The organism is Sphingobium fluminis (genome assembly GCF_037723805.1).
Classification (GTDB): Bacteria; Pseudomonadota; Alphaproteobacteria; order Sphingomonadales; family Sphingomonadaceae; genus Sphingobium.
Genome location: NZ_JBBJUK010000003.1, coordinates 474,775 through 492,640, shown reverse-complemented (window position 1 = coordinate 492,640; position 17,866 = coordinate 474,775). Strand labels below are relative to the sequence as shown.

Genomic DNA, 17,866 nt, shown 5'->3' with positions numbered 1-17,866 from the left:
AACGGGAACATAGGTTCGTCACGCGATCGCAAGGCGGCATGCCAATATGATCGGCCCCAATATGCCGGCGAAGCGGCGCTGCCCGGCTAGATCGCTGACCCTGTCCTGGCGCATCTCAATACCGAGATAAGGGATGCCATTGCTTTCGGCATGCCGGTTCATGGTCGCGTTGAGCTGCTTGCCCGAATAGGGAAGCTGATCGCCGACCTTCAGGCCGGCAGCTTCCAGCAGAGGGATGGCGATGCGCGCCGCCCGGTCGTCTTCATTGTAAAGAATGCCAATGTCCCACGGCCGATCCTGCGCAGGGTCGCTCGCCAGCCGGGGCGTGAAACTATGCACCGAAACGATAAAGGGTGACGCCATCCCCTCCAGCACATGCGTGATCTTGTGGTGATAGGGATGATGAAAGCGCGTCAGCCGATCGGCAAGGATCGCATCACGATTGCCCGGAATCGCATGGCCATCGCTCATCACCGGCAACAGGCCCGGCGCGTCTTCCTCGCGATTGAGGTCGATGACGAGGCGAGACACGCCACCCATGATCGCGGTGCAGCCCAATTGTCCGGCAAGCAATGTGCTCACCTCCGCCACGCCGATATCGATCGCGATATGGTCGCCGAGCAGTGCCCGGTCGATGCCGAGATCGATGTCCGGCGGGACATGGGCGGATGCGTGGTCCGCGATGATCAGGATATCGACGTCGCCGCCGTCGATCAGTGTGAAAGCCTCGCTCATGCCGCCCTGATCCTCGTTTCCATGACCCACCATGCCGGACGATCGCGCCGCAACGCCGTTGCGGCGCGCGCTGCGTCTTTCGGATCGTCGAACAGCGCGAAACAGGTTGCGCCGGAACCCGACATGCGCGCCAGCCTGACTCCGGCGGCAGACCGGAGTTTCGCCAGAACGGCGCCGATCTCCGGCGCAAGCGCCATCGCCCTAGCCTCCAGATCGTTGCGGCCGCCGACGATCAGCGCGTCGAGGCTGGTTGCGTCCATCGCGCCCCGGTCGATCCGGTCCCAACCCGCAAATACGATGCCGGTGGAGACGGCTACGCCGGGATTGACCAGCAGGATCGGGCGGCGCGTCAGCCCCTCGATATCCCGCATCTCCAGCAGTTCCCCGCGCCCGCGCACGAGTTGTGTGACGCTCGCGACACAGGCTGGCACATCCGATCCCAGCGAGAGAGCGAGCGCCGCCAGTTCCTTCGCGTCGATGCGCACGTCCCATGTCCGCGCCAGCAAGCGCAAGGTCGCCGCCGCATCCGCCGATCCGCCGCCGATGCCGGACGCGACCGGAAGGCGCTTGGTCAGGCGCAAGGCCGCGCCGCGCTGCTCGCCCAGATAGGATTGCAGCGCGCGCGCGGCCTGCATCACCAGATTATCTTGTCCCGCGCCCAGCCCTTCACCGAACGGCCCGTCGATGGTCAGGTCGATCGCGCCATCATCGGTCGGGACGCCCGCCAGCCAATCGCCATCCTCGGCGAAGACGAACAGGCTCTCGATCGCATGATAGCCATCGGCACGACGCGCCCTGACGTGGAGCGCAAGATTGATCTTGGCATAGGCGGTTTCGATATGTTCGTCGGGCAAAGCGTCCAACAGATCCCTCCTCACCTCAGGGGGCTGCATGTTCGGGCTTTAGTCCCTCGCGTGCCTTCGCCGCGAGCCGCGTCGCCGCATCGCCCTCCGCATCCGTCGACGCCGCCATCCAGGCATAGCGCGCCTCATAGCGCCGCCCGGCCGCCCAGAGCGCGTCGCCCAGATGCTCATTGATGGTGACGTCGGCGGGGGCGCCGGCGGCGGCGCGCTCCAGCGCCGGCAGCGCCGCATCGACATCGCCCGAGACGAATTGCGCCCAGCCGAGCGAATCGCTGATCGAGGGGTCCTGCGGTTTGAGCGCGCTGGCCTTTTTCAACAATTCGAGCGCGGCCGGTATATTCTGGCGACGTTCGATCTGCGCATAGCCCAGATAGTTGAGAATAATCGGTTCGTTTGGCGCCAGCGTCGCGGCGCGCTCCAGCACCGCACGCGCCTCGTCCCAGCGTTCGCCTTGTTCGAGCGCGCCGCCTTCGAACAGCAGCAGCGTCCATGGCACCGCATCAGTCGGAAACCCAGCCTGCGCCCTGTGGAACGCGGCCGCTGCCCCGGCAAAATCCCGTGCGTCGCTCAGTAGCCGGCCAAGACGGACGAAGCGCTCCGCTTCCGCGCCGGGCGCATCGGCAAGCGCGCGAGCGAGGCTGATCGCGCCATCTTTATCGCCGGAGGCGGCAAGCGCGTCGACCAGCTCGGCCTGCGCCAGTGCGCCGTACCAGCCGGTCGCCTTCACCTGCCGCGCCTCGGCCGCACCGTCGTCCGGCAAGCCGCCCAATGTCAGCAGCCGGGCCGCGACGATATGTGCCTCGGCGCTCGTCGGGTCTGCGAAGACAGCTAGCCGGGCCAGCCTCATGCCAAGGCTGCCGGCGCTCGTATCCGACGCGATGTCGAGGGCGAGGCGAGCCAGCAGGCGGGACACGCCCTGCCGGGGGGAGAAGCGCGCGCCCTGATCGCGCGATCCGCCGCCGCGATCGACGGCCGCGCGCGCGACGGCGAAGCGCGCCTGATCCTGTGGCAGCAGCGCCAGCGCGTCCGTTTTTCGACCCTGTTGTGCAAGTTGCGCCGCGAAGGAAAGGCGCATCCCCGCGCTCTCGCCGCTTCGCTGGGTCAGCGCGCGCCCGACTGCGGGAATCGCCTTTTGGGTATCCCCGTTCGCCAATGCCAGCAGTGCTGCATGTTCATCACTGTAGCGCTGGGTCAGCGCTGCAAATCGATCGCTGCTGTCGGGCGTGATGGGCGCAATCTGTCGCTGGCCCTGGGCGATCCAGCTCCGCAGGACGGGCACGAGGAAGGCGAAGTTGGATTCGGCCTGAACCCTGTCGGCGAAACGGCTTGCGCCGGTCCAGTCCCTGCGGATCAGCGCATCGCACAAGCGGAGAAGGCTGGCGTCGCGGGGAGTCGAGCCGCTGGCGTCGAGCAAAGCCGCCGATTTCAGTGCGAGTGCCATGTCGCCGCTCAACATGGCCTGAAAATAGGCGCGGCGCGCGGTGACGAGGCTGGCCGGATCGCGGCTGAGCGCTTCACGATAACTGCTGACCGCCAGTGCGAGCGCGCCATCGCTGTCGGCGAGGCGCGCCCGGGCGTAGGCATGAAGCGCGCCGCCCGCATCCAGTGATGCGCCGGCGGGAACCGGCAGCGTCAGCAGGACAGCAGGCAACAGTCGCTTACATGTTCGGATAATTCGGTCCTCCGCCGCCTTCCGGCACGACCCAGTTGATATTCTGGGTCGGGTCCTTGATGTCGCACGTCTTGCAGTGAACGCAATTCTGGGCGTTGATCTGAAAGCGCGGATCGCCTTCCTCCTGCCCAACGATTTCATAGACGCCCGCCGGGCAATAGCGTTGCGCCGGCTCGTCGTAGAGGGGCAGATTATAAGTGATCGGGACCGCCGGGTCCTTGAGCTGAAGATGGACCGGCTGGTCCTCCTCATGATTGGTATTGCTCAGGAACACCGACGACAGGCGATCGAAGCTGATCTTGCCGTCGGGCTTGGGATAGTCGATCTTTGCGCAGGCATCCTTGCGCCAGATCTTCTCGCTGTCGGGCTTGTGCTTCATCGTGAACGGCAGGCCGATCTTGAGCGTGCGCATCCACATGTCGACGCCCGCCAGAACGGTGCCGATCGTCCCGCCGAACTTCGCCAGCAACGGCTCGGCATTTTTGACGAGTTGCAATTCCTTGGCGATCCAGCTCGACCGCAGGCGATCCTCATATTCGTTGAGCACGTCGCGCGCGCGCTCGTTCTGGATCGCTTCGAACGCCGCTTCGGCGGCAAGCATGCCGGACTTCATCGCGGTATGCGTGCCCTTGATCCGGGGCACGTTGACGAAGCCCGCCGAACAGCCGATCAGCACGCCGCCGGGGAAGACCAGCTTCGGCACGGACTGCCAGCCGCCCTCGTTGATGACGCGCGCGCCATAGGAGACGCGCCGGCCACCCTCCAGATATTTGCGGATCGAGGGATGCTGTTTCCAGCGCTGGAATTCCTCGAACGGATAGAGATGCGGGTTGCGGTAGCTGAGGCCCACGACGAAGCCGAGCGCGACCTGTCCGTTCGCCTGGTGATAGAGGAACCCGCCGCCATAGGCATCGGTCAGCGGCCAGCCCTGGGTATGGATGACGAGGCCCGGCTGGTGCAGTTCGGGATCGATGTCCCACAGCTCTTTCATGCCAAGGCCATAGACCTGCGGCTCGCTATCGGCGTCGAGCGCGAACTGGCGCTTGATGATCTTGGTCAGGTGGCCGCGCGCGCCTTCGGCAAAGAAGGTGTATTTCGCGTGGAGTTCGAGGCCCGGCTGATAGTCGCCCTTATGCTCGCCATCGCGCGCAACGCCCATGTCGCCGGTCGCGACGCCCTTGACCGATCCATCTTCATTATAGAGGATTTCGGCAGCGGCGAAGCCGGGGAATATCTCGACCCCCAGCCCTTCGGCCTGTTCGGCGAGCCAGCGGCACAGATTGCCGAGCGAGCCCGTATACGTGCCCTTGTTGTGCATGAAACCGGGCGTCGCGATATGCGGCATCGCCATCTTGCCGCTTTTGCTCAGGAACCAGTGCTGATTGTCGGTCACCGGCACATCGGCGAGCGAACAGCCCATTTCCTTCCACTGCGGGAACAACTCGTCCAGCGCTTTGGGATCGATGACAGCGCCCGACAGGATATGGGCGCCGATTTCCGACCCCTTTTCGAGCACGCACACGGCCAGTTCCTGCCCGGTGTCGTTGGCCAGCTGCTTCAGCCGGATGGCCGCCGACAGCCCCGCCGGCCCGCCGCCGACGATGACGATGTCATAGGGCATCGATTCCCGTTCGCTCATATTTCCTCCATCGGGGCGATTGAAGGGCTGTCCCTCAGCCCATCCGGTCGCCGCACCCTGTAAACGCTTTGCCATTCAGTGCGATGAAGATTCTTGACCACGTCGTCAACCTCTGGCCCTAGGTAAAGCGATGCGGGGATCAGTGCAGGATGATATGGCGGCGGCCGCCGACGCCTTTGTGGCGTGGTGGGCGCTCGCGGGCGTGGACAGCGCGACCGACGAGGCCGCGGTGAACTGGTTACGCGCCGTTCCGGCGCAGATCCGCCGCGCCGGGGAGCGGTTGCCCGTCGCTCCAGCGCAGGACGATCCGTCCACGCTCGCCGAGTTCCACCGCTGGATCGTTTCCGATCCGGCGCAACCCGAACGGCGGTGGCCGGGGTCGCCGATCCTGCCCAGCGGGCCGGTCAACGCGCCCCTGATGATCGTTACGGACATGCCCGACACCGCCGACGTCGCGGCCGGTGCGCTGCTTGTCGATCGCGCCGGGGCGCTGTTCGACGCGATGCTGCGAGCCATCGGATTTCAGCGCCCGGACATTTATCTGGCGTCGCTGTTTCTGTCCCGGCCGCCGGGCGGCATGGTCGAGGCGGCGGAGCTCGATCATGCGGCAACGCGCATGGCCGCGCATGTTGCGCTTGCGGCCCCTCGCCGGTTGCTGATTCTGGGCGATCGGACGGTCCGTGCCCTGTTGCCGACGAATGACGACCGAATCGGCATGGCGGATGCCGATGGTTTACGCGTCTTTAATCATAAGGGCGGCAATGTGTCTGCTGTCGCCACATTCCATCCGCGCCTGCTGCTGACGCAGCCGGCGGCCAAGGCGGAATGCTGGCGGGTCCTGCAACGCCTGATCGAGGAAACACCCCAGTGATTCGCGCCGCAGCCCGTCTATCCTGCCTGACCCTGTTGAGCCTCACGGCGGCGATCGCGCTGCCCGCCCGCGCCATGAATGCGGAAACGCCGCTTGTCGCTGCGCTGCCGTCGGCATCGGCATCCCCGCTCCAGCTGGGCGATGGCGACAAGGCGCGCTATGGCGCGATCTTTGCGGCGCTGCGCGCGCAGCAGTGGGCCGAGGCGCGGACGATGATCGCGGCGCTGGACGAAAAAGACCCGATGCGTCCGCTCGCCTTGTCGGAACTCTTCCTCGCCAAGGGGTCGCCCCGGGCAGAACTGTTCGACTTGCTCGAACTCGCCAACAAGGCGGCCTGGCTGCCCAAGGCCGATCAACTGTCGCGTCTCGCCGAGAAGCGCGGCGCGACGATCCTGCCAGTCCTGCCCCAGATTCAGAAGATGGTGTGGCTAGGCGCCGCGCCGCGCCGCCAATATGTGCAGGCGACGAAGACCGATATGCTGGCGCAGGCTGTCGTCGGTCAGATGCAGCCCTTCATCAAGGCCGACAATCCGGTCGGCGCGGAAGCCCTGCTGACCAGCGGCGAAACGGGCCTGACGCCCGAAGGGCTGACGGAAGTGCGCCAGCGCGTCGCATGGGCCTATTATATCGAAAATGACGATGGCAACGCGCGCCGTTTGGCGGCGCGCGCGCTGGAAACGCAAACCGGCGGCGACTGGGCGGTGCAGGCGCACTGGACCACGGGCCTTGCATCGTGGCGGCAGAATGATTGCCGTGCAGCCGCACCGGCCTTTGCCAGCGTCGCGGCGCTGGCCGGTGACGCCGACATGCGGGCCGCCGGGGCCTATTGGGCGTCGCGCGCCTATATGGCGTGCGGCCAGCCGGAAAAGGTCGAAAGCCTGCTGCGTCTTGCCGCTCGATCCGACGAAACCTTTTACGGCCTGCTGGCGCGTGAAACATTGGGCATGCCGCTTGGCGGTGGGGTCAACGCCCCCCGTTTTGGTGGCGCTCAGTGGCAGGCGCTGAAAGACAGCCCCAATGTTCGCGCCGCGATTGCGCTATCGGCGATCGGCGAAACAGCGCGCGCCGACGAAGTTTTACGCTATCAGGCGAAAATCGGCGGCACGGGCCAATATGATGCCCTGCTCCGTCTCGCATCGGCGCTCAACCTGCCAGAAACCCAGTTGTGGCTCGCGCATAACGGGCCTGCGGGCAAGCAACCGGAAAGCTTCGCCCGATTCCCCGCGCCCGATTGGAGGCCCGATGGCGGATGGCGCGTCGATCCATCGCTCGTTTTCGCCCATGCGCTTCAGGAATCGGGTTTCCGCGCCAATGCGGTCAGCAGCGCCGGCGCGCGCGGCCTGATGCAGGTGATGCCCGGCACCGGCGGTGACATGGGTCTTTCGTCCGCAGCGCAATTGTTCGTACCGTCGACCAATATGGAATATGGCCAGCGCTATCTTGAGCGACTGCGCGACATGGGCGCGACCGGCGGCTTGCTGCCCAAGGTGATGGCCGCCTATAATGCCGGGCCGCTGCCGGTACAGCGGTGGGCCACCGAAGTGCACGACAATGGCGATCCGCTGCTGTTCATCGAATCGCTGCCCTATTATGAGACGCGCGCCTATGTGAACATCGTGATGCGCAACTACTGGATGTACCAGATTCAGGCGAAGGGTACGGCCGACTGCCTGACCGGCATGGCGCAGGGCATGTGGCCCACCTTCCCCGGCGCGAAGGGCGTGAAGCTGGTTCGGCTGAGCCGCGCCGGTGGTCTGGGCGGCGGTTCTGGTGGTTCCGACTGATGCCAATCGACGAGTCGCGCGCGTTTCTGCCCGTTCGGATCGCGGTGCTGACGGTGTCCGACAGCCGAACCGCAGCGGATGACCGATCCGGCGACTCGCTGGTCGAACGGATCGAGGCGGCGGGGCATATCCTGGCCGATCGCTATATCGAGCGGGACGAGCGCGCGGCCATCGTCGCCCGGCTGCATGCGTGGATCGACGATCCGCAGGTCGACGTCATCATCACGACCGGCGGCACGGGCGTCACCGGCCGTGACATCACCCCCGAAGCGCTGGCGCAGGTGCAGGACAAGGAAATTCCGGGCTTTGGCGAGCTGTTCCGCTGGCTGAGCTATCAGAGCATCGGCACGTCGACCATCCAGTCGCGGGCGACCGCCTGCGTCGCGCGCGGCACCTATATATTTGCGCTGCCCGGCTCGACCGGCGCGGTGAAGGACGCGTGGGACGGCATATTGGCGCACCAGCTCGACAGTCGCTTTCGGCCGTGCAACTTCGTTGAATTGATGCCCCGCCTCAACGAGCGCTGATGATCCCACGCCTTGCGCAAATGTTCTTCTTATGTTCTAATAGCGCATGGCTGTGGAGAAGGGCAGAGGCGCGACGCTGAACGGGACCAGCCGGCGCTTCAACCTGTCCGAGCGACAGGTGGATGGCGACTGGCTCGACGCGTTATCGGATCGGGATGACCTCCCGCCGCCCCGCCGCACCGAAGTGATGGTGGAACGCCCACGCACTATCCTGACCCGCAACAGTTCGCCGGATATCGGGTTCAGCCAATCGATAAATGCCTATCGGGGCTGCGAGCATGGCTGCATCTACTGTTTTGCGCGCCCGACCCACGCCTATCATGATCTGTCGCCCGGCCTCGATTTCGAGACCAGGCTGTTCGCCAAGCCCGACGGGGCGGCTTTACTGCGGGCCGAGCTTTCCAGGCAACGCTATGTCGCCGCGCCGATCGCCATGGGGACCAATACCGATCCCTACCAGCCGATCGAGAAGGATTGGCGGATCACGCGGCGGATTCTGGAATTGCTGGTCGAATGCCGACACCCGACCTTCATCACCACCAAGTCGGACCGCATCTTGCGTGACATCGACCTGTTGGCCGATCTTGCCCGCGACCAGCTTGTTTCGGTGATGCTTTCCCTCACATCGCTGGATGCAAAGATCGCACGTACCATGGAACCGCGCGCACCGCATCCGCAGCGACGGATCGCTGCGGTGGAAAAACTGGCAGCGGCGGGGGTGCCTGTCGTTGTGAGCATTTCGCCTGTGGTGCCGGGCATCACCGATCATGAGATCGAGTCGCTGGTCGCGCGCGCCGCACAGGCCGGTGCGCGCGAGGTCACCTATATCCCGGTGCGCCTGCCCCATGAGGTCGCGCCGCTGTTTCGGGCCTGGCTGGACGAACATTATCCCGATCGCGCGGCCAAGGTGATGGCGATCATCCGCGACATGCGCGGCGGGCGCGACAATGATCCCGATTTCGGCACGCGGATGCGGGGACAAGGCGTGTGGGCCGACCTTATCAGGACGCGCTTCGTCAAGGCGCGGAAGAAAGCCGGCTTTACCGGCGAGCGGCTGATCCTGCGAACGGACCTGTTCCGCCCGCCGGAGAGCGCGCAGATGCGATTATTCTGAATTATCGAGCCGGTCTGCGAGAAAGTTTGATCGCGCGGAGGCGCGGAGGACGCGGAGATGGCCTTCCCGGCGCAGCCTGTTCTGCTTTCGGTCGCATGTGCCACAGAAAGCTTCGATCTGATTACCAGGATCAGCCTCCCTCCGCCTCCTCTGCGCCTCTGCGCGAAATAAAGGGAATATGCTGAATGCCGACCGGCCGCGGGAGCCTATCGACTTAGCCCCACATTGCCCGGCAGAGACGCCAGACAAGAGATCATCTCACCCCACCAGTCGCATGCTCGATCGCCGGTTGCGCGTCTTATAGCCATCGGCCTTGGCGTCCATTCGTTCGAAACTGTGGACGGCGATGCCTGCTATCGTCGACAGCGCATCGACCTGATCCGCCCCGATGGCAAAATCGTCGCCCAGAAAAATGCGCGCCGCCCTGCCGCTTCCGATCGGAGCGCGCAGGAATATTTCGCTGCGTCCGCCCCGGCTGGCGGAGAGTAAGCGCGCGAGAGAGGCGACCGCCATCGGGTCGACCGCATCCAGCACCAACTCCATGCGCGACGCGCTGGCGATCTGGCGGAACGGTTCGACCCCGCGCACGGTGACGCGGGGTGTCTCTTCGCCGGGCAGGCGGTCCAGTTCGACCAGCAACAGCGCGCATTCGCCTTCGCGTGCCATCTCCTCTATCGCCTTGCAGGCATCCTCTTCGAAACAACTGGCCTGAAACTGGCCGCTCTGGTCGGAAAAGGTGGCGTTGGCATAGCGCGCACCGCGCTTGGTCTCCCGCCAGCGCACATCCTCGACCATCGCCGCCATGATCGCATTCACGCGCCCTTCGGCATTGGGCATTCCCATAGGTTGCGCGCAAATCACACCATAGCTTTTCGCGCCCCGCGCCTCGGCGAGATGCCGGTAGCGATCGACCGGATGGGCAGAAAAGTAAAAGCCGAACGCGTCCTTTTCCTGCGCCATGCGGTCGGCGACGGACCAGGCCGTATGCGGCGGGATGCGAACGTCGGCATGGGGCGTTTGCGCGTCGCCGAACAAGCCGCCCTGTCCGCTCTCCCGCGCCTGCGCATTGCTGGAGGCCACCGAAAGGATCGTTTCAGCCGCCGCATGAACGCCCGCCCGATCGGCATGAACGCCGTCGAACGCGCCCGCCGCCGCGAGGCTTTCGAGCTGCCGGCGGTTGAGCAGCCGTGGTTCGATGCGGTCGGCGAAATCGTCCAGCGTCTTGAACGGTCCGCCCACCTCCCGTTCGGACACGAGCTGTTCCATCGCCTTTTCGCCCACGCCTTTCAGGCCGCCGAGCGCATAACGAACCGCAAAGCCCAGGCGTGAATCCTCGCCTTCATGATCGATCGACTCGACCGAGAAATCGGCTTCGCTGCGGTTGATATCGGGCGCGAGGCAGGTCAGCCCCATGCGGCGCATGTCGTCGACGAACACGGTCAGCTTGTCGGTCAGATGGATGTCGAAGGCCATCGACGCGGCATAGAATTCGGCGGGGTAATGGGCCTTCAGCCAAGCCGTCTGGTAGGCGAGCAGGGCGTAGGCGGCGGCGTGACTCTTGTTGAAGCCATAGCCGGCGAATTTGTCGATCAAATCGAACAGTTCATTCGCCTTTGCGGGCTTGATATCGCTTGCCGCGCATCCCTCGACGAAGCGCGACCGCTGCGCGTCCATCTCGGCCTTCACCTTCTTGCCCATGGCGCGACGTAACAGGTCGGCATCGCCCAGCGAATAGCCCGCGAGGATCTGCGCCGCCTGCATCACCTGTTCCTGATAGACGAAGATGCCATAGGTTTCTTCCAGGATCGGCTTGAGCAATATATGCGGATATTCAATATCTTCCGCGCCATTCTTGCGGCGGCCGAACATCGGAATATTGTCCATGGGGCCAGGGCGATAGAGCGAAACCAGCGCGATGATGTCGCCGAAATTGGTCGGCTTCACCGCCGCCAGCGTTTTGCGCATGCCTTCCGATTCCAGCTGGAATACGCCGACCGTGTCGCCGCGCTGGAGCAGTTCATAGACCGCCGGATCGTCCCAGCTAAGGCTTTCAAGATCGATGCCCACGCCGCGACCCGCGAGCAACTGAACGGCCTTTTGCAGCACCGACAAGGTCTTGAGACCCAGAAAGTCGAATTTCACGAGGCCCGCCCCTTCGACATATTTCATATCGAACTGGGTGACCGGCATATCCGAGCGGGGGTCGCGGTATAGCGGCACGAGTTGCTGCAAGGGCCGGTCGCCGATGACCACGCCGGCGGCATGGGTCGAGCTGTGACGCGGCAGGCCTTCCAGCTTCATCGCATAATCGATGAGCCGCTTTACTTGCGCGTCATTATCATATTCGGCGCGAAATTCCGCGACGCCGTTCAGCGAGCGTTCGAGCGTCCACGGGTCGGTCGGATGATTGGGCACCAGTTTGGCGAGGCGGTCGACCTGGCCATAGCTCATCTGGAGGACGCGGCCGGTGTCCTTGAGAACCGCGCGCGCCTTGAGCTTTCCGAAGGTGATGATCTGCGCGACGTGATCGGTGCCATATTTCTGCTGGACGTAGCGGATCACTTCACCGCGCCGGGTTTCGCAGAAATCGATGTCGAAATCGGGCATCGACACGCGCTCGGGATTGAGGAAGCGTTCGAACAGCAGCCCAAGTTGCAGCGGATCGAGATCCGTGATGGTCAGCGCCCAGGCGACGACCGAACCCGCGCCCGAGCCACGGCCGGGCCCGACCGGAATATCATGTTCCTTGGCCCAGCGGATGAAGTCGGCAACGATCAGGAAATAGCCGGGAAAGCCCATCTGGATGATGATGTCGGTTTCGAACCTCAGGCGATCGAGATAGGGCTGGCGCGCAGCATCGTCGATAATGCCGAGCTTCGCCAGCCGCGCGTCCAGCCCGGCGCTGGCCTGATCGCGCAGCATTCGCGCCTCCCCCTCGATATCGCCGGCGAGGCTTGGCAGGATCGGCTTGCGCTTGGGGGCGGCGACGGCGCAGCGCTGCGCCACGATTATCGTGTTAGCGATCGCTTCGGGGAGATCGTCGAACAGCCGCCGCATTTCGGCCGCCGGCTTCATCCATGCATCGGGCGAACTGGTCTTGCGATCGGCCGTCTCGATATAGGCGCTTTCGGCGATGCAGAGCATGACGTCATGCGCGGGATGAAAATGCGGTTCGGTAAAACAGGTCGGGTTGGTGGCGACCAGCGGTAGGTCGCGCGCATAGGCGAGATCGAGCAGATGCGGTTCCGCCTTGCCCTCGACCGGGTCGAGCCGGCGGCAAATCTCGACATAGAGACGGTCTGGAAACAGGGCTTCGAGCCGCGCCGAATAGGCCATCGCCGCATCCGGCTGGTCCTCGGCGAAAAGGCGCGCCAGCGCACCCTCCCCCCCGGCGGTCAGCGCGATCAGTCCGTTCGTGCGCCCCTCCAGCATCGCCATATCGACATGGGGCGGTTCCTCGATCGGCCGATCCAGATGCGCCATGGAAACGAGCTGGCACAGATTGTCATATCCGGCCTCATCCTGCGCATAAAGCGCCAGCCAATCATGAACCGCAGGCGCGTTGGCCGGGCGGTCGGGCCGGGCAATGCCGAGCATCGCGCCGACGATCGGCTGCACGCCATCGCCCTTGCAGGCATCGGAAAAAGCCATCGCCGCATAGAGGCCGTTGCGGTCGGTCAGCCCGACAGCGGGAAATCCGAGCGCCTTGGCCTGCTTGGCGATCGCCTTGGGCTCGATCGCTCCGTCTAGCATGGTATAACACGAAAAGACGCGCAGCGGGACGAAGGAAGCGTGGGACATAACCCCGCATATCCGGCTGAGCCGGCCCATGGCTAGCCCCTGCCCGTGAAAAGCTGTGGATGGAGTGAGGCGAGCGGACCGACCGATCCCATTCGAGTCCAGGTTTAAGCAATTGCCAAGACATTGCGGCTAGCCTGTGCCCACCATGCGTTTGTCGACGATCACCAACTGGGCCTATGGCGCGACCGTCGTGCTGACGCTGGCTTCGGGCACCACGATGTTGCTGGCTTCGGGTGCGGAGGAACGCGAGCGCGCCGCCGTGGAACAACGCGCGACGTTCGATCAACTGACCGCGACGCTGGAGGAAGATGTCCTTCGCGAGACCGAGCAGGCGCGCGGGTTCGTCATCACGCGAGACCCTAGCCATGTCATTGCCTATCGCCGCGAAAAAGCGGAGTTTCGATCGGTCGAAGCCCGTCTCGCGCATCTGAAGGACGCCGGCGCCAATCAGAGCGAGTTGGGCGCGATCCATCAGGCGCTGCACTGGGCTGATGCGCTCAACGACGAACAGGATGCGGCGATCAAGGCGGCTCAGAGGGGTGACGACCAGACTGCGCGGACGATCCTGTTCGGCGATGAATATGGCCGCGAACTGGATCGCATCGTGTCCCAGATCGGCAAGTTCCAATATATGCTGGACCAGCGCACCGAAACGGTCGTCAAACGCGCCACGGAATCGGCGCGTCAGTGGCGACGGGTGTCAGAATTCATGCTCGGGGCGACCGCCCTGCTGTTCCTGTGCGTCCTCTATTTCATCCTGAAACAGCGCATTCTTCGCCCGGTCGTTCGCCTGAGCGATGTGGTGACGCGCCTCGCCGCGCAGGATTTTGCGGCCATTCCGCCAGAGTTCGCGCAGGTGGACGAAATCGGCGACATGGCGCAGGCGATCCGCATCTTCCGCGAAAACGGGCTGGAGCGGCAGCGGCTGGAACAGGAGCGGGACGCGGATCACAGGATGCGCGATCTCCTCTCGCGCCTGACCCAGCGCTTGCAGGGGTGCGACAGCACAGCCGATCTGGTCGACATCGTCCGCCGCTTTGCGCCGGAAATCGCGCCGGCTTTCCCTGGTCGCCTCTATATTTACGACGCCCGGCGCAATGCGATGCATCAGGCCTGCGACTGGCTGAACCCGGTCCAGTCGCGCGAGATGTTCCCGCCATCGTCATGCTGGGGCCTGCGCCGGGGCCAGACGCACAAGCCGGCCGGGGAGATGATCGACATTCCCTGCGATCATCTCGACGGCCAGGCCGCGATTTCCACCATCTGCATCCCGCTCGCCGCACAGGGAGAAAGTATCGGCCTGCTCTATTTCGAACTGCCGGGCGATTTCAGCGCGGAGCAACTGAACCGGACGGAAAAATATCTCGAAATGCTGGCGGAAAATATCGGTCTGGCGCTTGCCAATCTGCGCCTGCGCGACGTGTTGCGCGAAATGGCGATGGCGGATGCGCTGACGGGCCTTGCCAACCGGCGGCAGTTCGACGCGGTCATGACCGCGCAAGCCAGCGAGGCCGAACGCAACCGGACCCCCTTCAGTTGCCTGATGATCGACATCGACCATTTCAAGCGGTTCAACGACAGCTACGGCCATGACGCGGGCGACGCCGTGTTGCGGGCGGTCGGCGAGGTATTGCGCGAATCGCTGCGCGAGCATGATCATGCGTTTCGACTGGGAGGCGAGGAGTTCGTGCTGCTTATGCCCGGCTTCGATCTGGGCCAGGCACTGACGCGGGCGCGACAGGTGCAGCAGCAGATCCAGCAACTAAAGGTCGAACATCAGGGCAAGGAACTGGGACAGGTCACGGCGTCCTTCGGCCTCGCCAGCTTCCCCGATCATGGCCGCGCCGAAGCGCTGGTGCAGACCGCCGACGCGGCCTTGCTGCGCGCCAAGGCGCAGGGCCGTGACCAGATCGCCATCGCGGCGACCCGCGCGAGCGAATCAGCGGTGGCCTGACGCCTCTTCCAGCAAGCCTTCATGCAGGCGGACGACGCGGTCCATTTTGGCCGCGAGCCGTTCATTATGCGTCGCGACCAGCGCGGCGGAGCCTTCTTCCCGCACCAGTCGCAGAAACTCCGCAAGCACCACGTCCGCCGTGCGCTCGTCCAGATTGCCGGTCGGTTCGTCCGCCAGCACCAGCGCCGGCCGATTGGCCAGCGCGCGCGCCACCGCCACGCGCTGCTGCTCGCCGCCGGACAACTGGCTGGGCCGGTGATCGAGCCTGTGGCCGAGGCCGAGCGATGACAGCAGGGATTGCGCCCGCGCGCGCGCGGCGGACATGTCCACATCGCGAATCACCTGCGGCAGGATGACATTTTCGGTCGCGCTGAAATCGGGCAGCAGATGGTGAAATTGATAGACGAAGCCCAAGGCGTCGCGACGCAGCCGCGTGCGCCCGTCATTGTCCAGCTTTGCCGCTTCTTCGCCGTTGATCCGGATCGATCCGTCGAAACCGCCCTCCAGCAGGCCGACCGCCTGCAACAGGGTCGACTTGCCCGATCCCGACGGTCCGAGCAGCGCAACGATCTCACCCGGCGCCACGGTCAGGTCGATGCCGCGCAAGACGTCGATGGTGACGCCGCCCTGCGTAAAACTGCGCGCGAGCCCGGTGACTTTGAGGATGTCATTCATAACGCAGCACCTGCACGGGATCGGTATTGGCCGCCTTGAAGGCCGGGTACAGCGTGGCGAGGAAGCTGAAGACCAGCGCCATGACGCAGATGGTCGTGATTTCAACCGGGTCGGCCTGGGCCGGCAGTTCGGTCAGGAAGCGGATCGAAGGGTCCCAGAGATTCTGGCCCGTCACATATTGAATCGCGTTCACGATCCCTTGGCGGAAAAAGAGGAAGGTGAAGCCAAGCACCAGGCCCGCCGCCATGCCGAGCGCGCCGATGGTGACGCCGACCGTCATGAAGATCTTGACGAGACCACTGCGGCTCGCCCCCATCGTGCGCAGGATCGCGATATCGCGGGTTTTCGCGCGCACCAGCATGATGAGCGACGACAATATGTTGAACACCGCCACCAGCACGATGATCGACAGGACCACGAACATCGCGACCCGCTCCACCGCCAGCGCCTCGAACAGGCTGGCGTTCATCTGACGCCAGTCGGTCACGACCGCGCGGCCCGCGACCTTCCCCGCCAATGGTTCGAGGATCGCGCCAACCCGGTCGGCGTCGACGGTCTCCACTTCGATCATGCCGACGACATCGCCCAGCAGCAGCAGCGTCTGCGCATCCTCCATCGGCATGACGACGAAGGCCTTGTCATAATCATAGATGCCGACTTCGAAGATCGCACCGACCTGATAGGCGACCTGCCTTGGCACCGTGCCGAACGGGGTCGAGCGGCCGGCCGGGTTGATGATGGTGATGCTGTCGCCGAGCTGGATTCCCAGATTTTCCGCCAGCCTTGCGCCGATCCCGACCTTGCCGTCATTCGCAGTCAGATTGTTCAGGCTGCCGGCGACAACCTTCGCCTTGAGCGTCTTGTTCGTGCGGATGTCGCCAACGGTCATGCCGCGCACGAGGATCGCCTCCACGCGGCCCTGGAATGTCGCCAGCAGTGGCTGCTCGATCATCGGCGTAGCGCTGGTGACGCCCGGCGTCGCCCTCGCTTCGCGCAGCACGGACTTCCATTCAGGGAGCCGCCCGCCATAGCCCTGCACCACCGCATGGCCATTGAGGCCGACGATCTTGTCGAACAGTTCCGCGCGGAAGCCGTTCATGACGCTCATGACGATGATCAGCGCGGCAACGCCCAGCATGACGGCGGCAAGGCTGATGCCGGCGACCAGGAAGATGAAGCCCTCGCCCTTGCCGGGCAGCAGATAGCGCTTGGCGATCATGCGTTCGTAACGGGAAAGAATCATAGGCGGGCGAACGGCCTTTTGGTCTCGGGTTCGCGGAACCGTCTAGCAGGGTCTAGGGGACGGGCAAGCATCGGTGCATTGTTGCTCCTGGGACACAGGACTCCGTCGAAAATCACAGTTACCCGACTTTGGCCGTGACAGCGCCTCTCAGGGGTCATAGCTAGACACTCGAAACACAGGTAAAAGGCCGTGGTTCAGGGACACTGCATCCCGTTTCGAGCTTAGGGGGCTGAGAAACGGTCGAGGCAGTACCAAGGGGGAGACGAGCAATCGTCCATGAAGTGCCCGGATCGTGCGAACGGTTCGGGCACTTTTTATTTGTGCATCGTCCGTCGCGAAAAACAGCCCCCGGCCCATTAAAAATTCCCTCTTGAAACCCCCTCGCCTCGAACCATATCGATGCCGTCCGGCCGCCAGACGGGGTCGGACATGTATGGAGCTGGACGCCATTTGGGTCCGGCATGTTCATTTTGCTCTTTGGGAGATTATGACAATGCGTGGTTTTGACCTTACCCCCTACCGCCGTTCGACCGTGGGTTTCGATCGCCTGTTCGACCTGATCGAAAACAATGCGCGGCTCGCCCAGGCGGACAATTACCCCCCCTTCAACATCGAGCGCCTGTCGGAGGATCGCTATCGCGTGACGCTCGCCGTCGCGGGCTTCCGCACTGATGAGATCGACATCACCGCGCAGCAGAACCTGCTCCAGGTGACCGGCCGCAAGGATGAGGGCCAGCCGGGTGATCGCGCCAAGTTCCTGCATGTCGGCATCGCCAATCGCAGCTTCGAGCGCCGCTTCGAACTGGCCGATTTCGTCCGGGTCGAGAAAGCCGATCTGGCCGATGGCCTGCTCGTCATCGAATTGGTGCGCGAGGTGCCAGAAGCGATGAAACCCAAGAAGATCGCCATCAACGGCGGTCAGCTTGTGGAGATCAGCGCCCAGAGCCGCGACGCCGCCTGAACTGGCCTGAAGTAACGGGAAAGGGCG

13 protein-coding genes are annotated in these 17,866 nt (G+C 64.3%); 6 read left to right on the top strand and 7 right to left on the bottom strand.

Features of this window, described 5'->3' with window-relative positions; translation table 11 throughout:
• Positions 1-18 precede the first annotated feature (18 nt).
• Genes WG907_RS11700 through WG907_RS11685 form a run of 4 tightly spaced genes read right to left on the bottom strand, consistent with a single transcriptional unit; the run spans position 19 to position 4,909 of the window.
• On the bottom strand, positions 19-735 hold the full coding sequence (locus WG907_RS11700; RefSeq protein WP_340232943.1) for an N-formylglutamate amidohydrolase: 717 nt from the start codon (positions 733-735) through the stop codon (positions 19-21).
• Positions 732-1,628: a 4-(cytidine 5'-diphospho)-2-C-methyl-D-erythritol kinase gene (locus WG907_RS11695; protein WP_340232942.1), complete on the bottom strand. Its 897-nt coding sequence runs from the start codon at positions 1,626-1,628 to the stop codon at positions 732-734. The genes WG907_RS11700 and WG907_RS11695 overlap by 4 nt, the downstream gene beginning before the upstream one ends.
• A complete protein-coding gene (locus WG907_RS11690) occupies positions 1,615-3,237 on the bottom strand; it encodes a tetratricopeptide repeat protein (protein ID WP_340233067.1) in 1,623 nt (540 codons plus the stop codon). The genes WG907_RS11695 and WG907_RS11690 overlap by 14 nt, the downstream gene beginning before the upstream one ends.
• Positions 3,238-3,256: 19 nt before the next feature.
• On the bottom strand, positions 3,257-4,909 hold the full coding sequence (locus tag WG907_RS11685) for an electron transfer flavoprotein-ubiquinone oxidoreductase (protein WP_340232941.1): 1,653 nt from the start codon (positions 4,907-4,909) through the stop codon (positions 3,257-3,259).
• A gap of 130 nt (positions 4,910-5,039) precedes the next feature.
• Here WG907_RS11685 and WG907_RS11680 point away from each other — a divergent pair, with 130 nt between their 5' ends.
• The 4 genes from WG907_RS11680 to WG907_RS11665 are packed head-to-tail and all read left to right on the top strand — an operon-like array spanning position 5,040 to position 9,205.
• Positions 5,040-5,780 (top strand): uracil-DNA glycosylase family protein, encoded by a 741-nt coding sequence (locus tag WG907_RS11680; RefSeq protein ID WP_340232940.1) that lies wholly within the window; start codon positions 5,040-5,042, stop codon positions 5,778-5,780.
• A complete protein-coding gene (locus WG907_RS11675; protein WP_340232939.1) occupies positions 5,777-7,564 on the top strand; it encodes a lytic transglycosylase domain-containing protein in 1,788 nt (595 codons plus the stop codon). The genes WG907_RS11680 and WG907_RS11675 overlap by 4 nt, the downstream gene beginning before the upstream one ends.
• Positions 7,564-8,091 (top strand): molybdenum cofactor biosynthesis protein B, encoded by a 528-nt coding sequence (moaB, locus tag WG907_RS11670; protein ID WP_340232938.1) that lies wholly within the window; start codon positions 7,564-7,566, stop codon positions 8,089-8,091. Before WG907_RS11675 ends, moaB begins: the two co-directional genes overlap by 1 nt.
• Before the next feature lie 46 nt (positions 8,092-8,137).
• Complete coding sequence (locus WG907_RS11665; protein WP_340232936.1) at positions 8,138-9,205, top strand: PA0069 family radical SAM protein; 1,068 nt, start codon at positions 8,138-8,140, stop codon at positions 9,203-9,205.
• A gap of 258 nt (positions 9,206-9,463) precedes the next feature.
• Here the strand turns inward: WG907_RS11665 and dnaE are convergent, their stop codons facing one another.
• Positions 9,464-13,006: a DNA polymerase III subunit alpha gene (gene dnaE / locus WG907_RS11660; protein WP_340232935.1), complete on the bottom strand. Its 3,543-nt coding sequence runs from the start codon at positions 13,004-13,006 to the stop codon at positions 9,464-9,466.
• A gap of 145 nt (positions 13,007-13,151) precedes the next feature.
• Between dnaE and WG907_RS11655 the strand changes: the two genes are divergently transcribed.
• A complete protein-coding gene (locus WG907_RS11655) occupies positions 13,152-14,960 on the top strand; it encodes a diguanylate cyclase (RefSeq protein ID WP_340233065.1) in 1,809 nt (602 codons plus the stop codon).
• Here WG907_RS11655 and WG907_RS11650 read toward each other — a convergent pair.
• A complete protein-coding gene (locus WG907_RS11650; RefSeq protein ID WP_340232934.1) occupies positions 14,946-15,635 on the bottom strand; it encodes an ABC transporter ATP-binding protein in 690 nt (229 codons plus the stop codon). The two genes, WG907_RS11655 and WG907_RS11650, sit on opposite strands and share 15 nt — an antisense overlap.
• Entirely contained in the window at positions 15,628-16,878 is a 1,251-nt protein-coding gene (locus tag WG907_RS11645) for a lipoprotein-releasing ABC transporter permease subunit (protein WP_340232933.1), read from the bottom strand. Before WG907_RS11645 ends, WG907_RS11650 begins: the two co-directional genes overlap by 8 nt.
• A 493-nt stretch (positions 16,879-17,371) precedes the next feature.
• Here WG907_RS11645 and WG907_RS11640 point away from each other — a divergent pair, with 493 nt between their 5' ends.
• Positions 17,372-17,839, top strand: coding sequence for an Hsp20 family protein (locus WG907_RS11640; protein ID WP_340232932.1), 468 nt, complete (start codon positions 17,372-17,374; stop codon positions 17,837-17,839).
• Positions 17,840-17,866 lie beyond the last annotated feature (27 nt).